The organism is Conexibacter sp. DBS9H8, from assembly GCF_023330685.1.
In the GTDB taxonomy this organism is placed as follows: Bacteria; Actinomycetota; Thermoleophilia; order Solirubrobacterales; family Solirubrobacteraceae; genus Palsa-465.
The window spans coordinates 2,817,289-2,836,924 of sequence record NZ_CP097128.1; the positions used below are offsets into that span (position 1 = coordinate 2,817,289).

Annotated in this window: 16 protein-coding genes and 1 tRNA gene; 7 read left to right on the forward strand and 10 right to left on the reverse strand. The window is 69.3% G+C overall.

Annotated features, from left to right (window positions below; translation table 11 throughout):
- Window positions 1–4: 4 nt before the first annotated feature.
- The 6 genes from M3M55_RS13420 to tig form a co-directional block, all read right to left on the reverse strand.
- Entirely contained in the window at window positions 5–142 is a 138-nt protein-coding gene (locus M3M55_RS13420) for a hypothetical protein (RefSeq protein ID WP_249010006.1), read from the reverse strand.
- An 8-nt stretch (window positions 143–150) separates the two neighbouring features.
- Window positions 151–1,410: a folylpolyglutamate synthase/dihydrofolate synthase family protein gene (locus tag M3M55_RS13425; protein WP_249010007.1), complete on the reverse strand. Its 1,260-nt coding sequence runs from the start codon at window positions 1,408–1,410 to the stop codon at window positions 151–153.
- A complete protein-coding gene (locus M3M55_RS13430) occupies window positions 1,400–4,021 on the reverse strand; it encodes a valine--tRNA ligase (protein WP_249010008.1) in 2,622 nt (873 codons plus the stop codon). The genes M3M55_RS13425 and M3M55_RS13430 overlap by 11 nt, the downstream gene beginning before the upstream one ends.
- Before the next feature lie 82 nt (window positions 4,022–4,103).
- The gene (gene clpX, locus M3M55_RS13435; RefSeq protein ID WP_249010009.1) at window positions 4,104–5,372 is read right to left on the reverse strand and encodes an ATP-dependent Clp protease ATP-binding subunit ClpX; all 1,269 of its coding nucleotides are present in this window, start codon (window positions 5,370–5,372) and stop codon (window positions 4,104–4,106) included.
- A gap of 20 nt (window positions 5,373–5,392) precedes the next feature.
- Window positions 5,393–5,977, reverse strand: a complete 585-nt coding sequence (clpP, locus tag M3M55_RS13440) for an ATP-dependent Clp endopeptidase proteolytic subunit ClpP (protein WP_249010010.1) — start codon at window positions 5,975–5,977, stop codon at window positions 5,393–5,395.
- A 94-nt stretch (window positions 5,978–6,071) separates the two neighbouring features.
- On the reverse strand, window positions 6,072–7,466 hold the full coding sequence (gene tig, locus M3M55_RS13445) for a trigger factor (protein ID WP_249010011.1): 1,395 nt from the start codon (window positions 7,464–7,466) through the stop codon (window positions 6,072–6,074).
- A gap of 27 nt (window positions 7,467–7,493) precedes the next feature.
- On the opposite strand from tig, the gene M3M55_RS13450 reads away from it, so the two are divergent.
- A complete protein-coding gene (locus M3M55_RS13450; RefSeq protein WP_249010012.1) occupies window positions 7,494–9,320 on the forward strand; it encodes a hypothetical protein in 1,827 nt (608 codons plus the stop codon).
- A 3-nt stretch (window positions 9,321–9,323) separates the two neighbouring features.
- Here the strand turns inward: M3M55_RS13450 and M3M55_RS13455 are convergent, their stop codons facing one another.
- Window positions 9,324–9,797: an Lrp/AsnC family transcriptional regulator gene (locus M3M55_RS13455; RefSeq protein WP_249010013.1), complete on the reverse strand. Its 474-nt coding sequence runs from the start codon at window positions 9,795–9,797 to the stop codon at window positions 9,324–9,326.
- Between the two features lie 82 nt (window positions 9,798–9,879).
- Here M3M55_RS13455 and M3M55_RS13460 point away from each other — a divergent pair, with 82 nt between their 5' ends.
- From M3M55_RS13460 to M3M55_RS13470, 3 genes are all read left to right on the forward strand, one after another.
- A complete protein-coding gene (locus tag M3M55_RS13460; RefSeq protein WP_249010014.1) occupies window positions 9,880–10,944 on the forward strand; it encodes a DMT family transporter in 1,065 nt (354 codons plus the stop codon).
- A 10-nt stretch (window positions 10,945–10,954) separates the two neighbouring features.
- Window positions 10,955–11,027 (forward strand) — tRNA-His (locus tag M3M55_RS13465).
- Window positions 11,028–11,513: 486 nt separating this feature from the next.
- Entirely contained in the window at window positions 11,514–13,598 is a 2,085-nt protein-coding gene (locus M3M55_RS13470) for a bifunctional diguanylate cyclase/phosphodiesterase (RefSeq protein ID WP_249010015.1), read from the forward strand.
- On the opposite strand, the gene M3M55_RS13475 is transcribed toward M3M55_RS13470, so the two are convergent.
- Window positions 13,574–14,818, reverse strand: a complete 1,245-nt coding sequence (locus M3M55_RS13475; protein WP_249010016.1) for an MFS transporter — start codon at window positions 14,816–14,818, stop codon at window positions 13,574–13,576. The genes M3M55_RS13470 and M3M55_RS13475 overlap by 25 nt on opposite strands.
- Before the next feature lie 183 nt (window positions 14,819–15,001).
- Between M3M55_RS13475 and M3M55_RS13480 the strand changes: the two genes are divergently transcribed.
- The 3 genes from M3M55_RS13480 (at window position 15,002) to M3M55_RS13490 (ending at window position 17,699) form a co-directional block, all read left to right on the forward strand.
- Window positions 15,002–15,370 carry a hypothetical protein gene (locus tag M3M55_RS13480; RefSeq protein ID WP_249010017.1) on the forward strand — a complete coding sequence of 123 codons (369 nt, stop codon included), beginning with the start codon at window positions 15,002–15,004 and terminating at the stop codon, window positions 15,368–15,370.
- 531 nt (window positions 15,371–15,901) lie between these two features.
- Window positions 15,902–16,633 (forward strand): class I SAM-dependent methyltransferase, encoded by a 732-nt coding sequence (locus M3M55_RS13485; RefSeq protein WP_249010018.1) that lies wholly within the window; start codon window positions 15,902–15,904, stop codon window positions 16,631–16,633.
- Window positions 16,634–16,700: 67 nt separating this feature from the next.
- Window positions 16,701–17,699: a hypothetical protein gene (locus M3M55_RS13490; protein ID WP_249010019.1), complete on the forward strand. Its 999-nt coding sequence runs from the start codon at window positions 16,701–16,703 to the stop codon at window positions 17,697–17,699.
- On the opposite strand, the gene M3M55_RS13495 is transcribed toward M3M55_RS13490, so the two are convergent.
- Both M3M55_RS13495 and M3M55_RS13500 read right to left on the reverse strand, forming a co-directional pair.
- Complete coding sequence (locus M3M55_RS13495; RefSeq protein WP_249010020.1) at window positions 17,672–18,481, reverse strand: crotonase/enoyl-CoA hydratase family protein; 810 nt, start codon at window positions 18,479–18,481, stop codon at window positions 17,672–17,674. The genes M3M55_RS13490 and M3M55_RS13495 overlap by 28 nt on opposite strands.
- Window positions 18,482–18,519: 38 nt before the next feature.
- Window positions 18,520–19,605 (reverse strand): EAL domain-containing protein, encoded by a 1,086-nt coding sequence (locus M3M55_RS13500; RefSeq protein WP_371878765.1) that lies wholly within the window; start codon window positions 19,603–19,605, stop codon window positions 18,520–18,522.
- Window positions 19,606–19,636: the final 31 nt, after the last annotated feature.

Genomic DNA, 19,636 nt, shown 5'->3' on the forward strand with positions numbered 1-19,636 from the left:
GGCCTTAAAGGAACAGCCGACCGAAGCCGTAGCCGATGATGAAGAAGACGAGGATGACGACGGCGACGACGACCGCGACGAGCCGGATCATCGCGCCGAAGCTCGGTTGCCCGTCAGGATCGTGGTCTGTGTGGGGGCTCACGTCCACCTTCACAGGTTCGAGCGCCGCCGCCCGGCGGCGGCTCGGCCGGGGCTCAGCAGGTCGGCGATCAGGTAGATCGACCCGGTCGCCAGTACGAAACCAGCCGGTCCGGCGAGTTCGCGCGCCCGGGCGAGAGCCGCCCGAGGGTCGGCGACGATCTCACTCGGCGGTCCGTCCACTTGGGCCAGCAGGGAGGCCAGCGTCGGCGGGGGCAGCACCCGCGGGTTGTGGCTGGCGGTGAGGATCACCTCGTCGAAGTGCGGGGAGAGTCGGGCGAGCATCCCGGCCGCGTCCTTGTCGTCGAGGATCGAGATGACCGCGACCCGACGGGCCCGGCGACCCTGGAGGTCGGGGAGCGACTCGGCGAGCGCGGCGATCCCGTCCGGGTTGTGGGCCCCGTCGAGCAGGGTGAGCGGTGACTCCCCGACCCGCTGGAGCCGACCGGGGACGCGGATGTCCGCCGCCGCCGCAGCGGCCGCGTCCGCGTCGATCTCGCCGGCTCCGGTCACGGCGAGGAAGGCGGCCACGGCGGTTCGGGCGACACTGAAGTTGCGTCGCTGGAAGGCGCCGAGGGCCCCGACCGCGGCGTGAGGGTCCCCATCGGCGCGGACGATCTCAGCGTCCCGCGCGGACGCGGTCGCCTCCGCCACGGCGACCGCCTCCGGGTGCATGCCCGGGCCGAGCACGAGGACGCTCCCCGGCTGGAGAACGTCGAGCTTCTCGGTCGCGATCGCGGTGATCGTCGGTCCGAGCCAGCGCGTGTGTTCGAGCCCGACTCCGGTGAGGACGGTCACCGTCGAGGGAATCACGTTGGTGGCGTCCCAGCGGCCGCCGAGCCCCGCCTCGATCACGGCCACGTCCACCCCGGCGGCGGAGAGTTCGCTGTAGGCGGCGGCCGTGAGCGCCTCGAACTGGGTGACCCGGTCCTCACCCCCCCGGTTGACGAGTTCGGCGGCGGCGAGGCTGCGCGCGAGCGCGGCGGCGAACCGGTCCGGGGTGATGTCGGCGTCGCCGACCCGGATCCGTTCGCAGAAGCTGACGAGGTGCGGGCTGAGGTAGGTGCCGGTCCGGTAGCCGTGCCGGCCGAGGATCGCGGCGATCATCCGGGTCGTCGACGACTTGCCGTTCGTGCCGACGACGTGGATCGACGCGAACGTCCGCTCCGGGTGACCGAGGGCGGTCATCAGCCGGCGCATCCGGTCAAGGCCGAAGCGCATCCCGAACAGCTCGAGGGACAGCAGCCGCGCCTCTGCCTCCTCAGGCGTCATCGAGAGCCTTGAGGTCGGCCTCCAGGCGCGCGAGCTTGGCCCGCTCGGCCGCCACGACGGCCGGGTTGGCCTTGGCGACGAACCCGGGGTTGGCGAGCTTGGACTGCGCTCGCGTGATCTCGGCGCCCAGGCGTTCGCGTTCAGCCTGGCGTTTGGCCTCCGCGGCACCGAGGTCGACGGCGTCGGACGCGAGGATCGCGATCTGACCTCCGGGTACCGGCAGGACGGCGACCGGCTCCTCCGGGGCGTCGCAGAGTTCGAGCTTGCCCAGACGGGCGAGCGAGCCGGCCGTGTCGGCGTACCCGCCGGCCTCCAGCCGGACCCGGAGGGTCGCGGATGCCTTCACCCCTGCCGCGTTGCGCCAGCCTCGCACCGCGGTGACCGCGGCGATGAGGTCCGCGAGCGTGGCCTCGGCCGCCTCATCGACCGCCCCGACGACTGCGGGGCTCACCCGGGCTGCGAGGAGGTCATCGGCACCGGGCAGGTGGCTCCAGATCTCCTCGGTGACGAACGGGATCACCGGGTGGGCGAGGGCGAGGGTCTCGGTGAGCACGTGGCGGGCGACCGCTCCCGCCTCCGGCTCGGCGAGGCGGGGTTTGACGAGCTCGAGGTACCAGTCACAGAGCTCGGAGAAGATGAAGTCGTACAGCTCCTGGGCAGCCTTGGCGAAGTCGAAGGCGGCAACCCGCTCGGTGACCGACGCGCGCGCCCGAACGAGGCGCGACAGGATCCAGCGGTCCTCGACCGCCTGGGCCCCGGCGGGCGACAGTTCCGCCCTGAGTTCGGCCCCGCCGCCGGACAGGATGAGACGAGCGGCGTTCCACAGCTTGTTGGTCAACTGGCGCCCCTGGGCGATCTTCTCCTCGTTGAACCGCACGTCCTGGGCCGAGGACATCGCGAGCAGGCCCCAGCGCAGAGCGTCCGCGCCGTAGGCGGGGAAGGCGCCCCCATCGGCGTACACCGGCGGCCGCTCTCCCCCGTCGATGAGGGCGAGCGGGTCGATCCCCGTCCCCAACGACTTGGACATCCGCCGGCCGTCCGGGGCCTGGATGATCGAGTGGATGTAGACGTCGGAGAAGGGGATGTCCCCGGCGAAGCGGATGCCCATCATGATCATCCGCGCCACCCACAGGAAGATGATGTCGCGGCTCGTGACGAGCGCGTCGGTCGGGTAGAAGGCGCGCAGCGCGGCAGACACCGCCGGCCAGCCGAGGGTGACGAACGGCCACAGTGCGGAGGAGAACCAGGTGTCGAGCACGTCGGGGTCGCGCTCCCACCCCTCTCCCTCCGGCGGGGCGAGCGCACAGTGGACCTCGTCGCCCCGGTACCAGACGGGGATCTGGTGACCCCACCACAACTGGCGGGAGATGCACCACGGCCGGATGTTCTCCATCCAGTTGAGGTAGACCCCACGCTGATTCTCGGGGTGGAAGCGCACCCGCCCGTCGCGGACGGCGGCGATCGCCGGCCGCGCGAGCTGGTCCATCGCCATGAACCACTGCAGTGAGATGAGCGGCTCAATCCGCTCTCCCGAACGATGGCTGTGGGGGACCGTGTGGCGGTAGGGCTCCTCCCGCACGAGCAGCCCCAGCTCCCGCAGTTCGGCAACGACCGCAGCCTGGGCCTCTCCGGCCCGTAGCCCGCGGTAGCGCTCGGGCACCACCTCACCGGCGAGCCGGCCGTCCTCCCCGATCGCCGACGGGGCGGGGAGGCCATGGCGCTGGCCGATCTCGAAGTCGTTGACGTCGTGGCCAGGGGTGATCTTCAGGGCGCCGGTGCCGAACTCGCGTTTCACGTAGGCGTCGGCGATGATCTCCAGCCGGGTCCCGACGATCGGCAGGATCGCGTGTTGGCCGACGAGGTGGGCGTAGCGCTCGTCGGCCGGGTTGACCGCGACGGCGACGTCCGCGAACAGCGTCTCGGGCCGCACCGTGGCGACCGTGATCGACCCCTCCCCCGACTCGAGCGGGTACGTGATGTGGTACAGCCTGTCGTCGACCTCGCGCTCCTCCACCTCGAGGTCGGAGATCGCCGATCGGCTGCCAGGATCCCAGTTGACCATGTAATGATCCCGGTAGATGAGACCTTCCTCATAAAGGGCGCAGAAGACGGTCGCGACCGCCTCCGCATAGGCGGGATCCATCGTGAAATGCTCGTCGGTGAAGTCGGCCGAGGCGCCAAGCCGCTTCTGCTGCTCGACGATCTGGAAACCGTAGCGCTCCCGCCACGCCCACACGCGGGCGATGAACGCGTCCCGGCCGAGCTCCTCCCGCCCGCCACCGAGGGCGACGAGTTCCTTCTCGACGACCGTCTGGGTGGCGATCCCGGCGTGGTCGGTACCGTGGATCCACTTGACCCGCTGCCCCCGCTGCCGGGCGGTACGAGCAAGCGTGTCCTGAATCGTCAGGTTGAGCGCATGGCCCATGTGGAGGACGCCGGTGACGTTCGGTGGCGGGATCGCGATGCTGTAGTTCTCCGCCGCTGTCCCCGCTACCTCGGGATGGGAGATCCCCGCCTCCAGCCAGCGGGCGGCGATCCGCGGCTCCACCTCGGAGGGCTCATACCGGGTCCTGTCGGCCAGGTCGGCGATCGGCGTCGCGGCGTCGGTCATCGGACCGGTCAGTGTAGGGGCGCGCCCACCGGACGGCCCGGCGCGGGGGTGGTCCCGGTGGACCGCCCCCGCGAGCACCCGCTCAGGCGGCCGCCTCGCCGGGGTCCTCCTCGGGGACCGAGACGGTGACGAGGGTCGGCGGCACGCCGGCGGTGATCGTCTCTCGGGTGACGACGCATTTGGTGACATCACGGCGACTCGGCAGCTCGAACTGGACCTCGAGGAGGACCTCCTCGATGATCGAACGCAGACCGCGGGCGCCGGTTTCGCGCTCGAGCGCGCGGTCGGCGATGCTGGCGAGCGCCTCATCGGCGAACACGAGCTCGATGCCGTCGAAGGAGAAGAACCGCTGGAACTGCTTGATCAGGGCGTTGCGCGGCTCGGTGAGGATCTGCATCAACTCGTCGCGGCTGAGCTGATGGACGGCCGAGGTGACCGGGAGACGGCCGATGAACTCGGGGATGAGCCCGTACTGGACGAGGTCCTCGGGCAGGCAGGCCTCGAAGATCTGTCCCAGGTCGCGCTGCTCCTTGGTCTGGATCGAGGCGCCGAAGCCGACGCCCTGATGGCCGACGCGGCGCTCGATCACCTTGTCGAGGTTGGCGAAGGCACCGCCGCAGATGAACAGGATGTTCGTCGTGTCGATCGAGAGGAACTCCTGATGGGGGTGCTTGCGACCCCCCTGGGGCGGCACGCTCGCGGTCGTCCCCTCGAGGATCTTGAGCAGCGCCTGCTGGACTCCCTCCCCGGAGACGTCGCGGGTGATCGACGGGTTGTCCGCCTTGCGGGCGATCTTGTCGACCTCGTCGATGTAGATGATCCCCGTCTCGGCCTTCTTGACGTCGTAGTCGGCCGCCTGGATCAGCTTGAGCAGGATGTTCTCGACGTCCTCGCCGACGTAGCCGGCCTCCGTCAGGGCGGTCGCGTCGGCGATCGCGAACGGGACGTTGAGGATCTTGGCGAGCGTCTGGGCGAGCAGTGTCTTGCCACACCCAGTCGGGCCGAGCAGCAGGATGTTCGACTTCTGCAGCTCGATGTCCTGATCATCGGACTGCATCATCTGGACGCGCTTGTAGTGGTTGTAGACGGCGACCGACAGCGTCCGCTTCGCCTGCTCCTGCCCGACGACGTAGTCGTTGAGCACCGCGTAGATCTCCCGCGGCTTGGGGAGGTGCTGAAGGTCGAAGTTCGCTGGAGTGGTGAGCTCCTCGTCGATGATCTCGTTGCAGAGATCGATGCACTCGTCACAGATGTAGACGCCCGGCCCGGCGATCAGCTTCTTGACCTGGCGCTGGGATTTGCCACAGAAGGAGCAGAGCAGTTGCTCGTTGGTGTCGGTCGGCCGTGCCATCTCGCTCCCCCGTCCCGCGCTCAGTGTTGGGTGATCACCCGATCGATGATCCCGTACGCCTTGGCCTCCTCGGCGGTGAGGAAGTGGTCGCGCTCGGTGTCCTTGCGGACCTCCTCCATCGGCTTGCCGGTGTGGTGGGCGATGATGTCGTCGAGGGTACGACGCAGGTCGATGATCTCGTTCGCGTGGATCTCGATGTCGGTCGCCTGGCCCTGAAAGCCCGCAGACACCTGGTGGATGAGGATCTTCGCGTTCGGGAGGGCCATCCGCTTGCCCGCAGCCCCGCCGGAGAGCAGCAGCGCCCCCATGCTCATGGCGATGCCGACGCAGATCGTCTGCACGTCCGGCTTGATGAACTGCATCGTGTCGTAGATCGCCAGTCCGGCGTACACCGACCCGCCCGGCGAGTTGATGTAGAGGCTGATGTCCTTGTCCGGGTCCTCGGACTCCAGGTGCAGCAACTGCGCGACGATCAGGTTGGCGATCTGGTCGTCGACGGGGGTGCCGAGGAAGACGATCCGCTCGTTGAGAAGGCGGCTGTAGATGTCGAAGGCACGCTCCCCACGGGAGGTTTGCTCGACAACCATCGGTACGAGTGGGCTCATGGTCCTCGCTTGTTTCTTTCCGGCTCGGAGAATGCCTGCCGGGCGACTCTAGCAATCGCCGGTCGGCGGCCAACCCGCCTCCCCGGCGGGGTGTTCAGCTGGCCGGCTCGGTCTCGGCCGGCTCGGTCTCGGCCGGATCGGCCGGCGCCGGCTCGGTCTCAGCCACAACCGGCGGGGCCGGAACCGGGACCGCCTCGGCAACGAGCAGCTCGAGCGCCTTGCGGTGAGAGAGCTCCTCGCGCATCCGGTCCAGACGCCCGCGCGAGACGAGCTGGTCAAACAGCTCCTGCGCGGTCGCATTGGCCCGCGCGGCCGTCGGTTCGAGCGCCTCGAGGATCTCCTCGTCGGTGGGGACGATCGGCTCGGCGAGGGCGACGGCGGCGAGCACCGCCTCGCGCTTGAGTGTCCGCTCGGCCTCCGGCTCGGCGTCCTCGGAGAGTTCGTGTTCGCTCTTGCCGGTGATCTGCAGATACATCTCCGGGGAGATGCCCTGCTGGGAGAGGGAGTTGAGCGTTTCATGCACCATCTCGTGCGCCCGAGCGTGCACGAGGGCGGGCGGAACCTCGATCTCGGCGTTCGCGGCGACCGCGTCGAGGACCGCCCGTTCAAACTCGTTGGCGATCGTCTGGGTCTCCTGCTCGGAGAGGCGCGCGGCGATGTCCTCACGCAGTTCGGCAAGGGTGTCAAAGCCGGCGGCCTCGGAGGCGAACTCGTCGTCGAGGACGGGCGCGACCTTCTCCTTCACCTCGGTGACGGTGACGGCGAAGCTCGCCGGCTGGCCGGCGAGTTCCTCGGCGCCGTAGTCCTCGGGGAAGGTGACGGCGACGGTGACCTCCTCGCCGGCACGGACGCCGACGAGCTGCTCCTCGAACCCGGGGATGAGCTGCCCGGAGCCGAGCTCGAAGAGCTGGTCGCGACCCTCACCTCCCTCGAAGGCCACCCCGTCGACGCTTCCGAGGTAGTCCATCACGACGTGATCGCCGTTCTGGGCCGGCCGGTCGACCGCCTCGAGCGTCGCGTTGCGGTCGCGAAGCCGTTCGAGCTCGGCATCGATCGCCGCCTCCGAGGCCACCGGTTCCCGCTTGGGAACCTCGAGGCCCTTGTACTCCCCGAGCTTGGCCGTCGGCCGCACGCCGATCTCGATCGTCAGGGTGAGCGGCTGGCCGGCCTCGGGCAGGTCACCGAAGTTGATGTCGGGCTCGCCGACCGGGGCGATTCCAGCCACCTCGACCGCCTCGGCGTACCACTGCCCGAGCGCGCTGCGCATCGCCTCATCCAGCACGGCCTCACGGCCGAGGCGGCGGATGACCACCGGCGGAGGCACCTTGCCCTTGCGGAAGCCCGGGATGCGGAGGTTCTTGCCGAGTTCGCGAGCGGCCTGCTGGACGCGGCGCTCGACCTCGGGGGCGGCGACCTCGGCGTCGACGCGAACCCGCGACTCGGGAAGCTCAGTGACGTTGGTGGTGACGGTGGGTGAAACGACGCTCATGTGGCCCGAGACGATAGCTTGAGTGTCGTGCTGGGTCGATTGGCGGGGCGAGCGGTCACGGGACCGGTCGCGTTCCTTCTCTCCGGGGTCATCGACCTCGCGGTTCTTCTTGCCTACTTGTGGGACTCCCGCGTTCCCCGCCGCGGCGGACGGCGTCTCCAGCTCGCACTCGTCGCCCTCGTGGGCACCGCCTTCCTCGGCGGGTTCCCCGCAGCGAGTGCGCACGCCGACACGACCGAACCGATGATCCTGATGGATGACCAGGCGTTCATCTACGCCTCCCCCGCCCAGGTGGAGGCCAACCTCGCGCAGGTGGCACATCTCGGCGTCAACGTCGTCAAGGTGTCGGTCGTGTGGTCGCTCGTGGCCCCGGACCCGAACGCGACGACCGAACCACAGTTCGACGCAAGTGACCCCTCCGCCTACCCGGCCGGCGCGTGGGCCCGCTATGACCGCGTCGTCAACGACGCCAAGGCGCTCGGACTGCGGGTCTATTTCCAGCTCACCGCCCCTGCGCCGTTGTGGGCGATCAACCCCCACAACGTGCCCGGCTACGACCACAACTGGTCTCACGAGCCGAACCCGAGGCTGTTTGGCCAGTTCGTCACCGCCGTCGCGAAGCGCTACTCCGGCAGCTACGTGCCGGGAGCGGCCAGCTCCGCGGGCGCTGGGTCGTCGACGGGCGCCTCCGGCACCGGTGGCGGGGTGCTGGGACCGATCACCGGCACGATCACGAGTCCGACGTCGACCCCGCCGGCGAACTCAGGTGCACCTCTTCCGGCGGTCACCATGTGGGGCATCTGGAACGAGCCGAACGAGCGGGGCTGGTTGAGCCCGCAGGTGCTCCGGGTCCACGGCCACAACGAGCCGCGCGCGGCCGAAATGGTCCGCGCCCTGTACAACGCCGGTTACCGGGCCCTCGCCGCCACCGGCCACGCGAGTGACACGATCCTGATCGGGGAGACCGCATCGGGCGGGGACACGCGGGTGATCCCGTTTCTGCGTGAGCTCTACTGCGTCGGCCCGCGCGATCAACCGCTCACCGGCCAAGCCGCCGCCCTCATCGACTGCCCGACGAGCGGGAACCGCCGGTCCTTCGTGATCGACAACCCGGGCCTGTTTGCGATCTCGGGCTGGGCCCATCACCCCTACAGCTTCAGCCAGACGCCCGCCTTGCCCTTCCGGAACGCCCCCTGGGTGATCACCATGGCCAACCTTGGGGTCCTCGAGCGCAACCTCGACCGGATCGACTCCGCCTACCGGGAGCCGACTGGCCTGCCGCTGTATCTGACCGAGTGGGGCTACATGACCAACCCCCCCAACCCGTACGTGCACACGACCCTCGGCGAGCAGGAAACCTGGCTCGATGAGGGGTACTACATGAGCTACGAGATGCCCCGGGTCAAGGCGATGGCTCAGTTCGAGCTGTATGACTCACCGCCGGTGGTCGGTGCGCGCCCCGGGAGCGTCAAGTACTGGTCGAACTTCGAGTCCGGCCTGGAGTACCTCAACGGCCATCCCAAACCGGCCTACGCCGCCTTCCGCCTCCCGATCTGGCTCCCCTCCCAGCGTCCGGGGCGGCGCGTGCTGGTGTGGATGCAGATCCGCCCTGCCCAGGTGGCGGGCAACCGGACCGGCGTGCTCGAGTTCCTGCCGGCCGGCACATCACGGTGGAGGTCGATCGCCCGGGTGACGACGTCGAGTCCGGAGGGCTTCATCCTCACGCACGTGAACATTCCAGGCCGCGGTTCGCTGCGACTGGCCTGGGCAGACCCGGCCACCCGGGCGATCTACTTCAGCCGCACGGTTCCGATCACCTCGGGCCCGGATCGCACCCGGCGACCGCGCCGGTGACCTTCAGCGCGTCCGCTCGAGCGGCAGCGGCGCGTTGGCCTTGAGCTCCTCCAGCCGCAGGTAGGTGACGACGCGAGCGGCACCGCCTCGGGTCGACAGGCGGACGAGCACCCGCTGCAGCTCGGCGATCTCCCGCGCCACGACCATCAGCAGCGCGTCCGTCTCCCCCGTGACCCAGTCAGCGGCGATCACCTCCGGCATCCCGGCGACGGCGTCGGCGAACTGCCGGTGGGTGCGATCGTCGTGTTGGCGCAGCGTGACCGCGACATAGACCTGGATCGGGAACCCAGCGGTCGTCCAGTCGAGCCGGGCGACGATCCGCGAGATCAACCCGGACTCCTTCAGCCGGCGGACGCGATGCAGGGTGGCCGCGGGCGAGAGCCCGACGATGCGGGCAAGCTCGACGTTCGGGCGGTCCGCGTCGATTTGCAACTCCTCGAGCAGCTGCAAATCAATTAAATCAAGCGATATCGACATATGACCAAACTTTCTGTTGCTGATATCCGATTATCGGCGAATTGTGAGGGTTTCGTCTTGGGATCTGGCCATAGTGATTGACATGTCCTCGTCCCGTCGCTCGGCACTGCTTGCCCTCGTCCTCGCAGGCGCGCTGTGGGGCGCCACCGTGCCCCTGTCCAAGCTCGCGCTGCAGTGGCTCGATCCCGCCTGGCTCACCGTCGGCCGGTTCCTCATCGCCGCCGTCGTGCTCGGCATCATCACGCGCCGACGACTTCGGAGCGCAGTGTCCTGGCAGGTCGCCGTCGTCGGGGCGCTCGGCTTCGGGGCGAGCGTCGCGCTGCAGAATGCGGGGATCGCGCGCACGTCCGTGAGCCACGCCTCTGTCCTGCTCGGCGTCGCGCCGGTGCTCGTCGCGATCACCTCCGCCGTCGCCGGCCACGGCAACGCCCACCGGCGCGAATGGGCCGCATACGCACTCTCACTCACCGGGATCGGCCTGATCGCCGGTGGCGGTGGCGGCGGGGCGAGCGTGTCCGGGGATCTGCTCGTCCTCGCCTCGGTGCTCTTCTCCGCCGGGCTCATCGCCTCCCAGCCGAGGATCCTCGCCGGGCGCGATCCGGCGGCGGTCACCGCCGTCCAGTTCGCCGCTGCCGCCGGCTTCGCGCTGCCCTTCGCTCTCGGGGGCGGACCGCCGCCCAGCTCCATGCCGTCAGGCGCCTCGCTCGCCGCCTTCCTCGTGCTGTCGATCGGTGGCACCGTGCTTCCGTTCTGGCTGTTCGCCTACGGTCAGGCGCGCGTCCGCCCCCAGCTCGCAGGCGCCTTCATCAACCTCGAGCCGGTCGTCGGCGCTGCAATCGGCTGGGTGGCCTTCTCCAACCCAGTCGGGGTGGGGCCGATCATCGGCGCGCTCGCCGTGATCGCCGCGATCGCCGTCGCGGCCGCTCCGCGGACACGACAGCCCCCGCGGATCTCCCGCCGACCCTCCGGCGATGGCCTCGCCGCCGAGCGCTCCCTGCTCGCCCGGCCGTGGCAGACCACAAGCGACCCCCTGCGCTGGCGCCGGGACGGTGAGGTCTGGATTCTCCTCGGGCGACACCTCCCCGACCCCGCCGAACCCCATCCCGCCGAGGACACCGGAGATTCCCCGGTTCCGTTGCTAGATTGAGGGGCCCGTGGTGGGCGTAGCTCAGTTGGTAGAGCTCCTGGTTGTGGTCCAGGCGGTCGGGGGTTCGAGTCCCCTCGCTCACCCTCACTGACGGTCCTGCAAGCGGACCTTCTCGTTCAGCCCGCTTGATCCGGGTTCGGCCAGCCTCCGTCGCCGAGCAGCTGTTCGACGTCAGCACGGGCCCGCCCCGTGTCGCGCGCCACGCACGGACAGTACTTCACTCCGGGCCTTGACGCGGGTGGTTTCATGAAGGAGCGTATGTGTTGCCCGATCGGGGCGTGCCCTGCCCACGTACGAGGTGGACAGGGCACGGGACGAGCAACCGTCGTGTCAGCGCAGGATGCGCTGACCCCCAAAACCCCTGGCTGGAGCGGAAGGAGACCCAAATGGGCGTCGTCGGCGGTTGACCTCTGCTGAGGGGATCCTGCGAGGGATCCCCTCAGTCCCCCTATCGGCACCGGAGCCGACTATCTTGAGGGCCAAGGCCCGATTTTACAAGATACACCGTTTTTCAGGCCAAAGAGAGCGGGTGGCTCAAGGATTCGTGTGCGATCGCCGATAGCGGATCCATGTCCGTGATCACCGCGCCGCCTCGCGTTCCAGGCCGCGGCGTTGTCACGGTACACGGGGCGCTGGCGGCACTGGCGCTCATCGCGGTCGCGGCGACAGCGCGGGAGGCGACCTGGAACCTTCCCGGGCTTCTCGTCATCGCGGCCTTCACGACCCTGAGCGGCCTCGCCTACTCCGGCACCAGCAGCCGCCGGATCTACGTGCAGGGCACCCCGGTGGGGCTGATGCTGGCCGCCGTTGTCTACGGCGCGGCACCGGCGGCCTGTCTCGGCGCCCTGAGCATCTGCGTCATGCAGTTGCGTCTGCGGTCGGCCAGGCACTACCTGCGCAACAACCTGATCACCTTCACCTGGTTTCCGCTGATCGGGGGGGTGATCTTCCACGGCCTCGCCGGCGAGTTCGGCGTCGGCCGGACCGCGTTCGCCTTCTACGTGATCGTGATCCCGGCGTTCGTGTGTGCCATCACCGTCAACTTCCTCGGTGTGGTCGGATATCAGGCCTGGCTCGAACGCTCGTCACTGCTGGACGCGCTGCGCGAGTCGTTCCTGCCGGTGATGCCCGCCGAGCTGTTCGCGAGCCTGCTGGCGATGGCCGCGGTGTGGGTCACGACCCAGACGGGCCTGCTCGGGATCGGACTGATCGGCCTGATGTTCCTGATCTTCCAGAGCCTCGTCGGCGAGCTGCTGAAGTCGAAGGCTCGGGCAACCGAACTGCAGCGGCTGGCCACCACCGACGGGCTCACCGGGCTCGCAAACCGGGAGGCCTTCGCCGCGCAGGTGACAGAAGCCATCGCCGCCAACCCACCCGGTGCGGGACTCGCCCTGAGCCTCATCGATCTTGACCGCTTCAAGGAGATCAACGACACCCTCGGGCACCATTACGGGGATCAGCTCCTGCGGGAGATCGCCCAGCGCCTGGAGGACTGTGCCGGCCCCGACGGTGTCGTCGCCCGCCTCGGCGGTGACGAGTTCGTCATCCTGACCCACGATGACTCCGGTGACCCCGAGGGTGCCCTGCGCTTTGCGGAGCAGCTCCTCGACTGTGTCCGCCAACCGATGGAGGTGGACGAGATCGTCATGAGCGTCGGCGCCAGCATCGGCATCGCCCGCTTTCCGGCCGACGGCCAAGAGATGAACGAGTTGATGCGCCGGGCTGACGTGGCGATGTACGCGGCAAAGGATGCGCAGTGCGGCAGCCGGCTGTACGCGAGTGGTCTGGACCATCACTCACTGCGGCGTCTGAGCCTGCTGGGCGACCTCACACGCGCCCTCGAGGCCCGTGAGTTGATCGTCCACTACCAGCCGATCATGGCCGCCGACGACTTCACCCTCCGGGGCGCGGAGGCCCTCGTACGCTGGCAACACCCCGAGCATGGCCTGCTCCCTCCTGGCGCATTCATCGAATCGGCGGAGCAGACGCCCATGATCCACCCGTTGATGCTGACGGTGCTCGAGCAGGCGATCGAGCAGTGTGCGGAGTGGCGCAGATCGGGCCGAGACCTGGTCGTCTCGGTCAACCTCTCAGTCCGCAACCTGCACAACCCGAAACTTCCCGACGTGATCGCCGGCTTGTTGAGCGCCCACCGCCTCCCGCCCTCGGCGCTCAAGCTGGAGATCACCGAGAGCATGATCATGGCCGACCCGGACCTCATCATGGCGACCATCGCGAAGCTCCATGCGATCGGCGTCTGCCTCTCCGTCGACGACTTCGGCACCGGATTCTCGTCTCTCGGCTACCTCAAGAACCTCCCGATCGGCGAACTGAAGATCGACCGTTCATTCGTCTCGCAGATGCTCTCAGACGAGAGTGACCTGATCATCGTGCGGTCGACCATCAACCTCGGCCACGACCTCGGGCTCAAGGTCGTGGCTGAGGGCGTCGAGGATGCTCCGACGCTCCTCAAGCTCTCCGCCCTTGGCTGTGACCTCATCCAGGGGTACTACATCAGCAAGCCAATGCCGGCGCCCGTCTTCCAGGCCTGGATGCCCACCCCCGGGGCCGTCCCGGGCGGCGAGACACCCCTCACCGCGTTGCCGCGAGCCCGCGGCAACGCGAGTGCCTACGAGATCACCTCTCGACGCTGAGCCGAACGGTCGTCCCCAGCCTCATCGGTCCCTGAGACGACGCTGGGCGTGCGGAGCAGGAGAGGAGCGAGCAACGCCACGCTGACTGCGCCGACGCCCGCGACGAGGAAGGCCAGACGGGCGCCGGTCAGCGTGGCGAGCAGGCCGCCCAGCAGGAAGCCCGGTCCGGGAAACGCCTGGAAGATGGACTCGTTGAGGCTGAGCGTGAGCGTCATCCAACCGTCTTCGACCTGCTCCTGTAACGCCGTCCGCTCGGCGACGGGCTCAATCCCGTTGCCGACTCCGCCGATCACCGCGCCGACCACCGCGAGCACGATCGACGGCGCGACGGCCATGAGGAGGAACCCGACGCCGATGGCGCTGGACCCGAACGCGATCAGCAGCCATCCCGGCAGCGCCCGCCAGCGGGCATACAGCGCGCTTCCCACGATCGCGCCGGATCCCCAGGCGGAGAGCAACGCCCCGTACCCGGCAGCTCCGGCATGGAGGACGTGCTGGGCGAGCACCACCTCCAGCGGGAGCGTCATCGAGAAGATCGTCCACGCCACCGCCTGAAAGGTGAGGATGCGGCGTACGGCGACATGCCGGTTGGCCTGCTCGAGGGCCGCGCGGACCCGCAGCCGCGGTCCTCGACGTTCCGGCAGCGTGGCGGAGAGGCCGTGCGCGGCCGCCAGCGCGAGGGAGATGGTGCCGAAGATGGCCGCGTCCACCAGTACCGCCAACGTCGTGCCACTCGCGAGCACCAACGCGCTGCCGATGATTGGGCCGAGCAGGATGCTGAACCCAAAGGCCACGTTGATGACGGCGTTGCTGTCCCTCAGAAATCCCCCCGGGGTGACCAGCCGCGCCGTGGTCGCCCGCAGGATTGGCCGGGCCGCGAGACCGAGGCTTCCACCCACCAAGACGAGGGCGAGGATCGGGGCGAGGTAGAAGTGTGAGGGGGCGGCGGCGAGAGTCAGGAAGAGGCACGCCTGCAGCGCATACAGGACGGCGAGGACTCGGCGCGGATCGAAGCGATCGGCCCACGCGACGACGCTCGGCGTGATGAAGGCGGGGAGAAACTGTGATGTGAGGAAGAACCCCGTTGACGCCAGGGCGTTTCCGGTACGGCGGTAGACCAGCAGAGAAAGGGCGAAATTCCCGACCGACCACGCGAACTCGTTCAGGGCGTAGGCCAAGACCAGCCGCCGAAAGCTCGGGAGGGTCAGGACGGCCTTCATCGACCCCAGTATCGGGCATGCCGGCGACGGTGAAGCCACCAGTTCCGGTCAGGATTTCGGTAATGCGCGGCGACGGGGTCGCCGCCCCACCCTGGACCTCAACGGTCCACGAACGCCGGCTCGTGCGGACGCCCCGTCCCCCGGGAGCGCCCGCCTGAGCCGAGCAGCCCCGATCAGCCGGTCGTGGTCGTGCCGGTCGTGGTCGTGCCGGTCGTGGTCGTGCCGGTCGTCGTCGTGCCGGTCGTCGTCGTGCCGGTCGTGGTCGTGCCGGTCGTGGTCGTGCCGGTCGTCGTCGTGCCGGTCGTCGTCGTGCCGGTCGTGGTCGTGCCGGTCCCGGTTCCGCTTGTCCCGGCGTGGTGCAGCTTCGCGGCTGCGGAGACGCAGCGGCTGAACGGAGTTCCGGCCATACCGCGCACGTGGCGCTTGCTTTCAGTCCGGCAGGCCACCGTCGGGTTCTTCACTGATCCGGTCGACATTTTGGCCATCGCGGTCACACAGGCGCTGAAGGGCGTACCCGGAGTACCGGCCACGTGGACCTTGCTCTCCCCTTGACAGTAGCGGCCATAGGCGTGAGCCTTGGCAGGCAGGCTTGCCCCCGGGCCCGGATTGGTCGGACGGTGCCCGGCGCCCGGGTTCTGGGGACGACCGGTCGGGTGGGAACCGGTGGACGTGGTCGACGTGGAGGTGGTGCTCGTCGCCGTCATCGGGGCGCCGTAGCCGCTTCCACCCTGATGACCGTGGCCGCTGCCAACGTGCCCGGAGTTCCCCGCCCCATGGTTCCCGGAACCGGGGTGCGACACGGGGCCGGCCGCGAGCGCAAGCGCGGGCGCGACTCCGAGCGCGCCTGCGGCAGCGAGCACAGCGAGTTTGGAGTGGGTCTTCATGTGTCGTGTCTCCTCAAATACGTGGTCCGGTCTTCTGTGTTGAGTACGCGGCGGACGATCCGAATGTCAGGAACGACCCGTTAGCATCGCTGCAGTGGCCGGAGGCACTCAGCGGATCAGTCCAACGGCGCACTACACGGCCGAAGTCTGGGCTCGCAACGGCCTCGCGCCAGCCGAATTGAGGACCCTCCAGGGCCGGTTGCTCCACCTGGCCCTCGCTCCGATCAACGCCGCCGGCCAGCGTCGGTTCGGGCTCTCGATCGAGCCCTTCCTGCTCGCTCGGCACCGCGGGATCGACGCACTCCTGAGCTCGGCCATCGACGCCGGAGAGATCGGCCAGGTGGTCGAGCTCGCAGCGGGTCTGTCACCCCGTGGCTGGCGCTTTCACCAGCGCTACGGCGCGCGGATTGACTACATCGAGACCGACCTTCCGGAGATGGCGGCTCGTAAGCGTGCCGCCCTGACTCGCGCCGGGGACCTCGACGATCACCACCGCGTCACGGCCCTCGATGCGACGCGCCCGACGGGCCCCGGAAGCCTCACTGAGCTTGTCTCTGGGCTCGACCCGAAACGAGGGACGGCGATCATCACCGAAGGTCTGCTCAACTACCTTCCCCGCGGACAGCTGCTTGGGACGTGGACCCGGTTCGCCGGAGCGCTCGCGGGCTTCCCGCACGGGCGCTACTACTCCGACCTGCATCTGGACGACCGCTCCTCCCGGCCGGTCGACCTGTTCCGGCTCGCCCTCGCAGGCTTCGTCCGCGGCCGCGTCGAACTGCACTTCACTTCCACGGCCGAGGTCGAGCAGCACCTGCAGTCCTGTGGCTTCATCAGCGCTTCGGTCCGGCGCGGGGACCGGAGCATTCCCGACCCGGCGCCCGGTGCAGAACTCGTCCACGTGATCGAGGCCCGCACTGACCCTGAGTCCTGAGTCACGTGCACCCCATCGACAGTCCGCCTGTCATGATCCGCTCGTGTTCGGTCGCCGGTTCTCAACCTTGACGCTCGGCCTCCTGACCTTCCTCGTCCTCGCGGCCGGCGCGGCCGCCTCCACGCTGGTGGTGAGCGCAAACTCGAGGACACCCGGCAGCGTGAGGCGGCCGGCCGTCCAGTCCGTCGAACTTGCCGAGAGCGACATCGGCTACGTAAACGGCGCCCCCTCACGGACCCTGGTGTCCACACGCGAGCAGCTGCCCACGAGTTTCCGAGCGGACCTGGGACCGTTCCCGAGCTGCCCGGCCAGTGATTTCAGCCACCTCTCGAACACCCCGCCTCCCTGTCCTGCTGGCTCCCAACTGGGGACCACGACCTTCACCGCCTACGTACCGACCCTCAACCTCCACGTCAGCGCCGCCGGTTTCATCTACAAGCTCTCAGACTCCCGGGCCGACGCCTGGGTGCATGTGACCAAGCCGGTGCAGTTCTCAGTCGCATTACCGGCAACCCTCACGACAGGCGCCCACCAAGCCGCTCCCGCGGTGAGCTGGAACCTCTCCGCAGCGGTCAACTTCGGGGTCAAGGCGGACATCACCTCCTTCATCACCGATTGGACCGCGCGCCGGACCGTGATCGTTCGACATGGTGCGAGAAACCGACGCCGCCATGGAGACGGGCATCGCCGCCGCCACCGTCAGCACCACGAGCGTTCAGGTGCCCGAACGCGGGGCAGACGCCGAGCGGGAGGGCACGGCGCCCCCAAGCGGTCGACGTCCCCCGCGAAGCGGCGCTCCCGCGTCACGGCGTCACCCTTCATCGCGACCGGCTGTCCGTCCACGGGCGAGTGGTCCTACACGGCCACGCTTCAATACACCTCCGGCGCGCCCGAGACGGTCGCGACGAGCCTGACCTGTTCGGCCACCTCCCCCCAAACCGTCACCGTGACCGTCACCGCCCCTCCGACATGTGTCCTCGGCGTCGTCTGCCCGTCTCCCTCCCGCCGCAGCGGCCTCGGTGCTCAGGTGGAGATGACTCAACCACGCCGGGCGCGGTCGACATAGCGGGGAGCCTCCCGGGCCATCGCCGCCGTCCGGGCGATCCGGTGGTTGACGCCCCGCAGCAGGCGCGCCTGCAAGCGTCGCTCCAACGCGAAGGCCGCCTGCGGTCGGGCGTGCCAACTGCGGTTGAGGAGACGCTTGGTCGCCGCCACCGCATCCGGTGAGCGGGCGGCGAGCAACTCGGCGAGCTCGAAGGCGCGAGCGAGCGGGTCCTCACTCACCTCGGTCACGAGCCCGATCCGGTGGGCGGCCTCACCGCTGAGGACCTCGCCGGTCATCACGAGCCGTTTGGCGACGTCGAGCCCGACGAGTTCGGAAAGGGTGACCGACCCGGTCATGTCGGGAACGAGCCCCCACTTGGCCTCCATCACCGACAGCTCGCAGTCCGGGGTGGCGATCCGGAAGTCAGCGCCGAGGGCGATCTGGATGCCGCCGCCGTAGCAGCGGCCATGGAGCACCGCGATCACCGGCACCGGCAGCCGACGCCAGGCCCAGCCCACCTCCTGGAAGCGGTTGGTACCGCGAACCGGCATCGGAACGAACGACAGCAGCATCCGGATCGGCTGACGACCGACGGAGCCGAAGTCGAGCCCGCTGCTGAAGGCCGCCCCTTCCCCGCGGAGGATCACCGCCCGCACCGTGCGGTCACCCCGCAGGCTCCGCGCCACCTCGAGCAGACCGTCGAGCAGCGCCAGGTCAAGGCCGTTGAGCTTTTCCGGGCGGTTGAGGCTCACGACCGCGACCGCACCGACCCTCTCCAACGTGACGCGGTCGGCCGAGCTCATCGGCTCGGACGCTAGCGGAACCCTCGATCGCTCGCGGTTCAGGTGTGCCGAGCCAGCACGCCGAGGAGCACCTCAACGCGCACGATTCCCTCGACCCGACCGAGCTCGTCGACGATGCAGACGGGAGCGAGCTGGTCGGCGACCGGCCGGGCCGCCGCACGCAGGGCGACCTCGCGCGGACGGTCGACCCGCAGCACGCAGAGGGCCGGGTGGACGGTCGGGCGCCCGCCTGGCTGAGGCACGACCACCTCACACGGTCGTCCGCCGCCGTCGGTCACCACACACCGCTCACTGACCAACTGTGGACGCGCCGTGAGAGCGCGAACCGGCTCGGTGAGCTCGGCGAGGTCGTCGGGCCGGCGGTCTGACCAGTCGCGCAGAAGCCGGCGGGGTGCCGGAGCGAGCCCGCGCATCAGCTCCTGCTCGGCGCCGATGATCGGTCCCTGGGCCAGGGGCACGCACAGCTCACGCAGCCGCCCGAGCTCACCGACCGTGCTCACCCCGCGGACGAGCAGCCACGCATCGAGGTCACTCGCGAGCGCGCCGACGCCGGCAAGGGCGGTACTGCGGCGCGGGTCCCGGTCGATCCCGGAGACGAGCTCCGGCCCGACGGTGACGAACTGGGGACTCAGCTCGGCAACCAGCTCGATTCCGGCGCGCCCCGGCCCGGTGGCCGGGAGCGCGACCAGCGCCCCCCGAGCGCGCAGCCGCTTCAGCGCGGTCTGCAGGCTCACCGGGTCGATCGCCGCATCGGCGTCAGCCAGGTGGATCAGCAGCGTCGAGAGATCTCCCGCCTGTCCGAGCGTCCGGACCACCTCGCGGGAGGTGATCGCAGACGCCGTGACCGTTACCGACACCAGGCAGTTGGCCGGCAGCTCCTCACGCCGGGCCAGGGCGGCCGAGAGCATCGCGGCAGCGAGCCGGCCGCCGAAGCCGTGGTGGGCGGCGGCCGCCCACCACGAGCTCGCGTCCGCCCCGCTGAGCGGCAGGCGCATCCTCGCCTCATACCCGCAGGCGACGGACCGTGAGAGGTCGGCGATCGGGGCGAACGCGACGGTCGCGAGCGACCCCTCACAGGCTCGGGCGAGCAGTTTGGGCCAACTGGTGTCAACCGGGTCGAGGATCCAGGTTCATCGGCGGGTAATCTGTCGATCT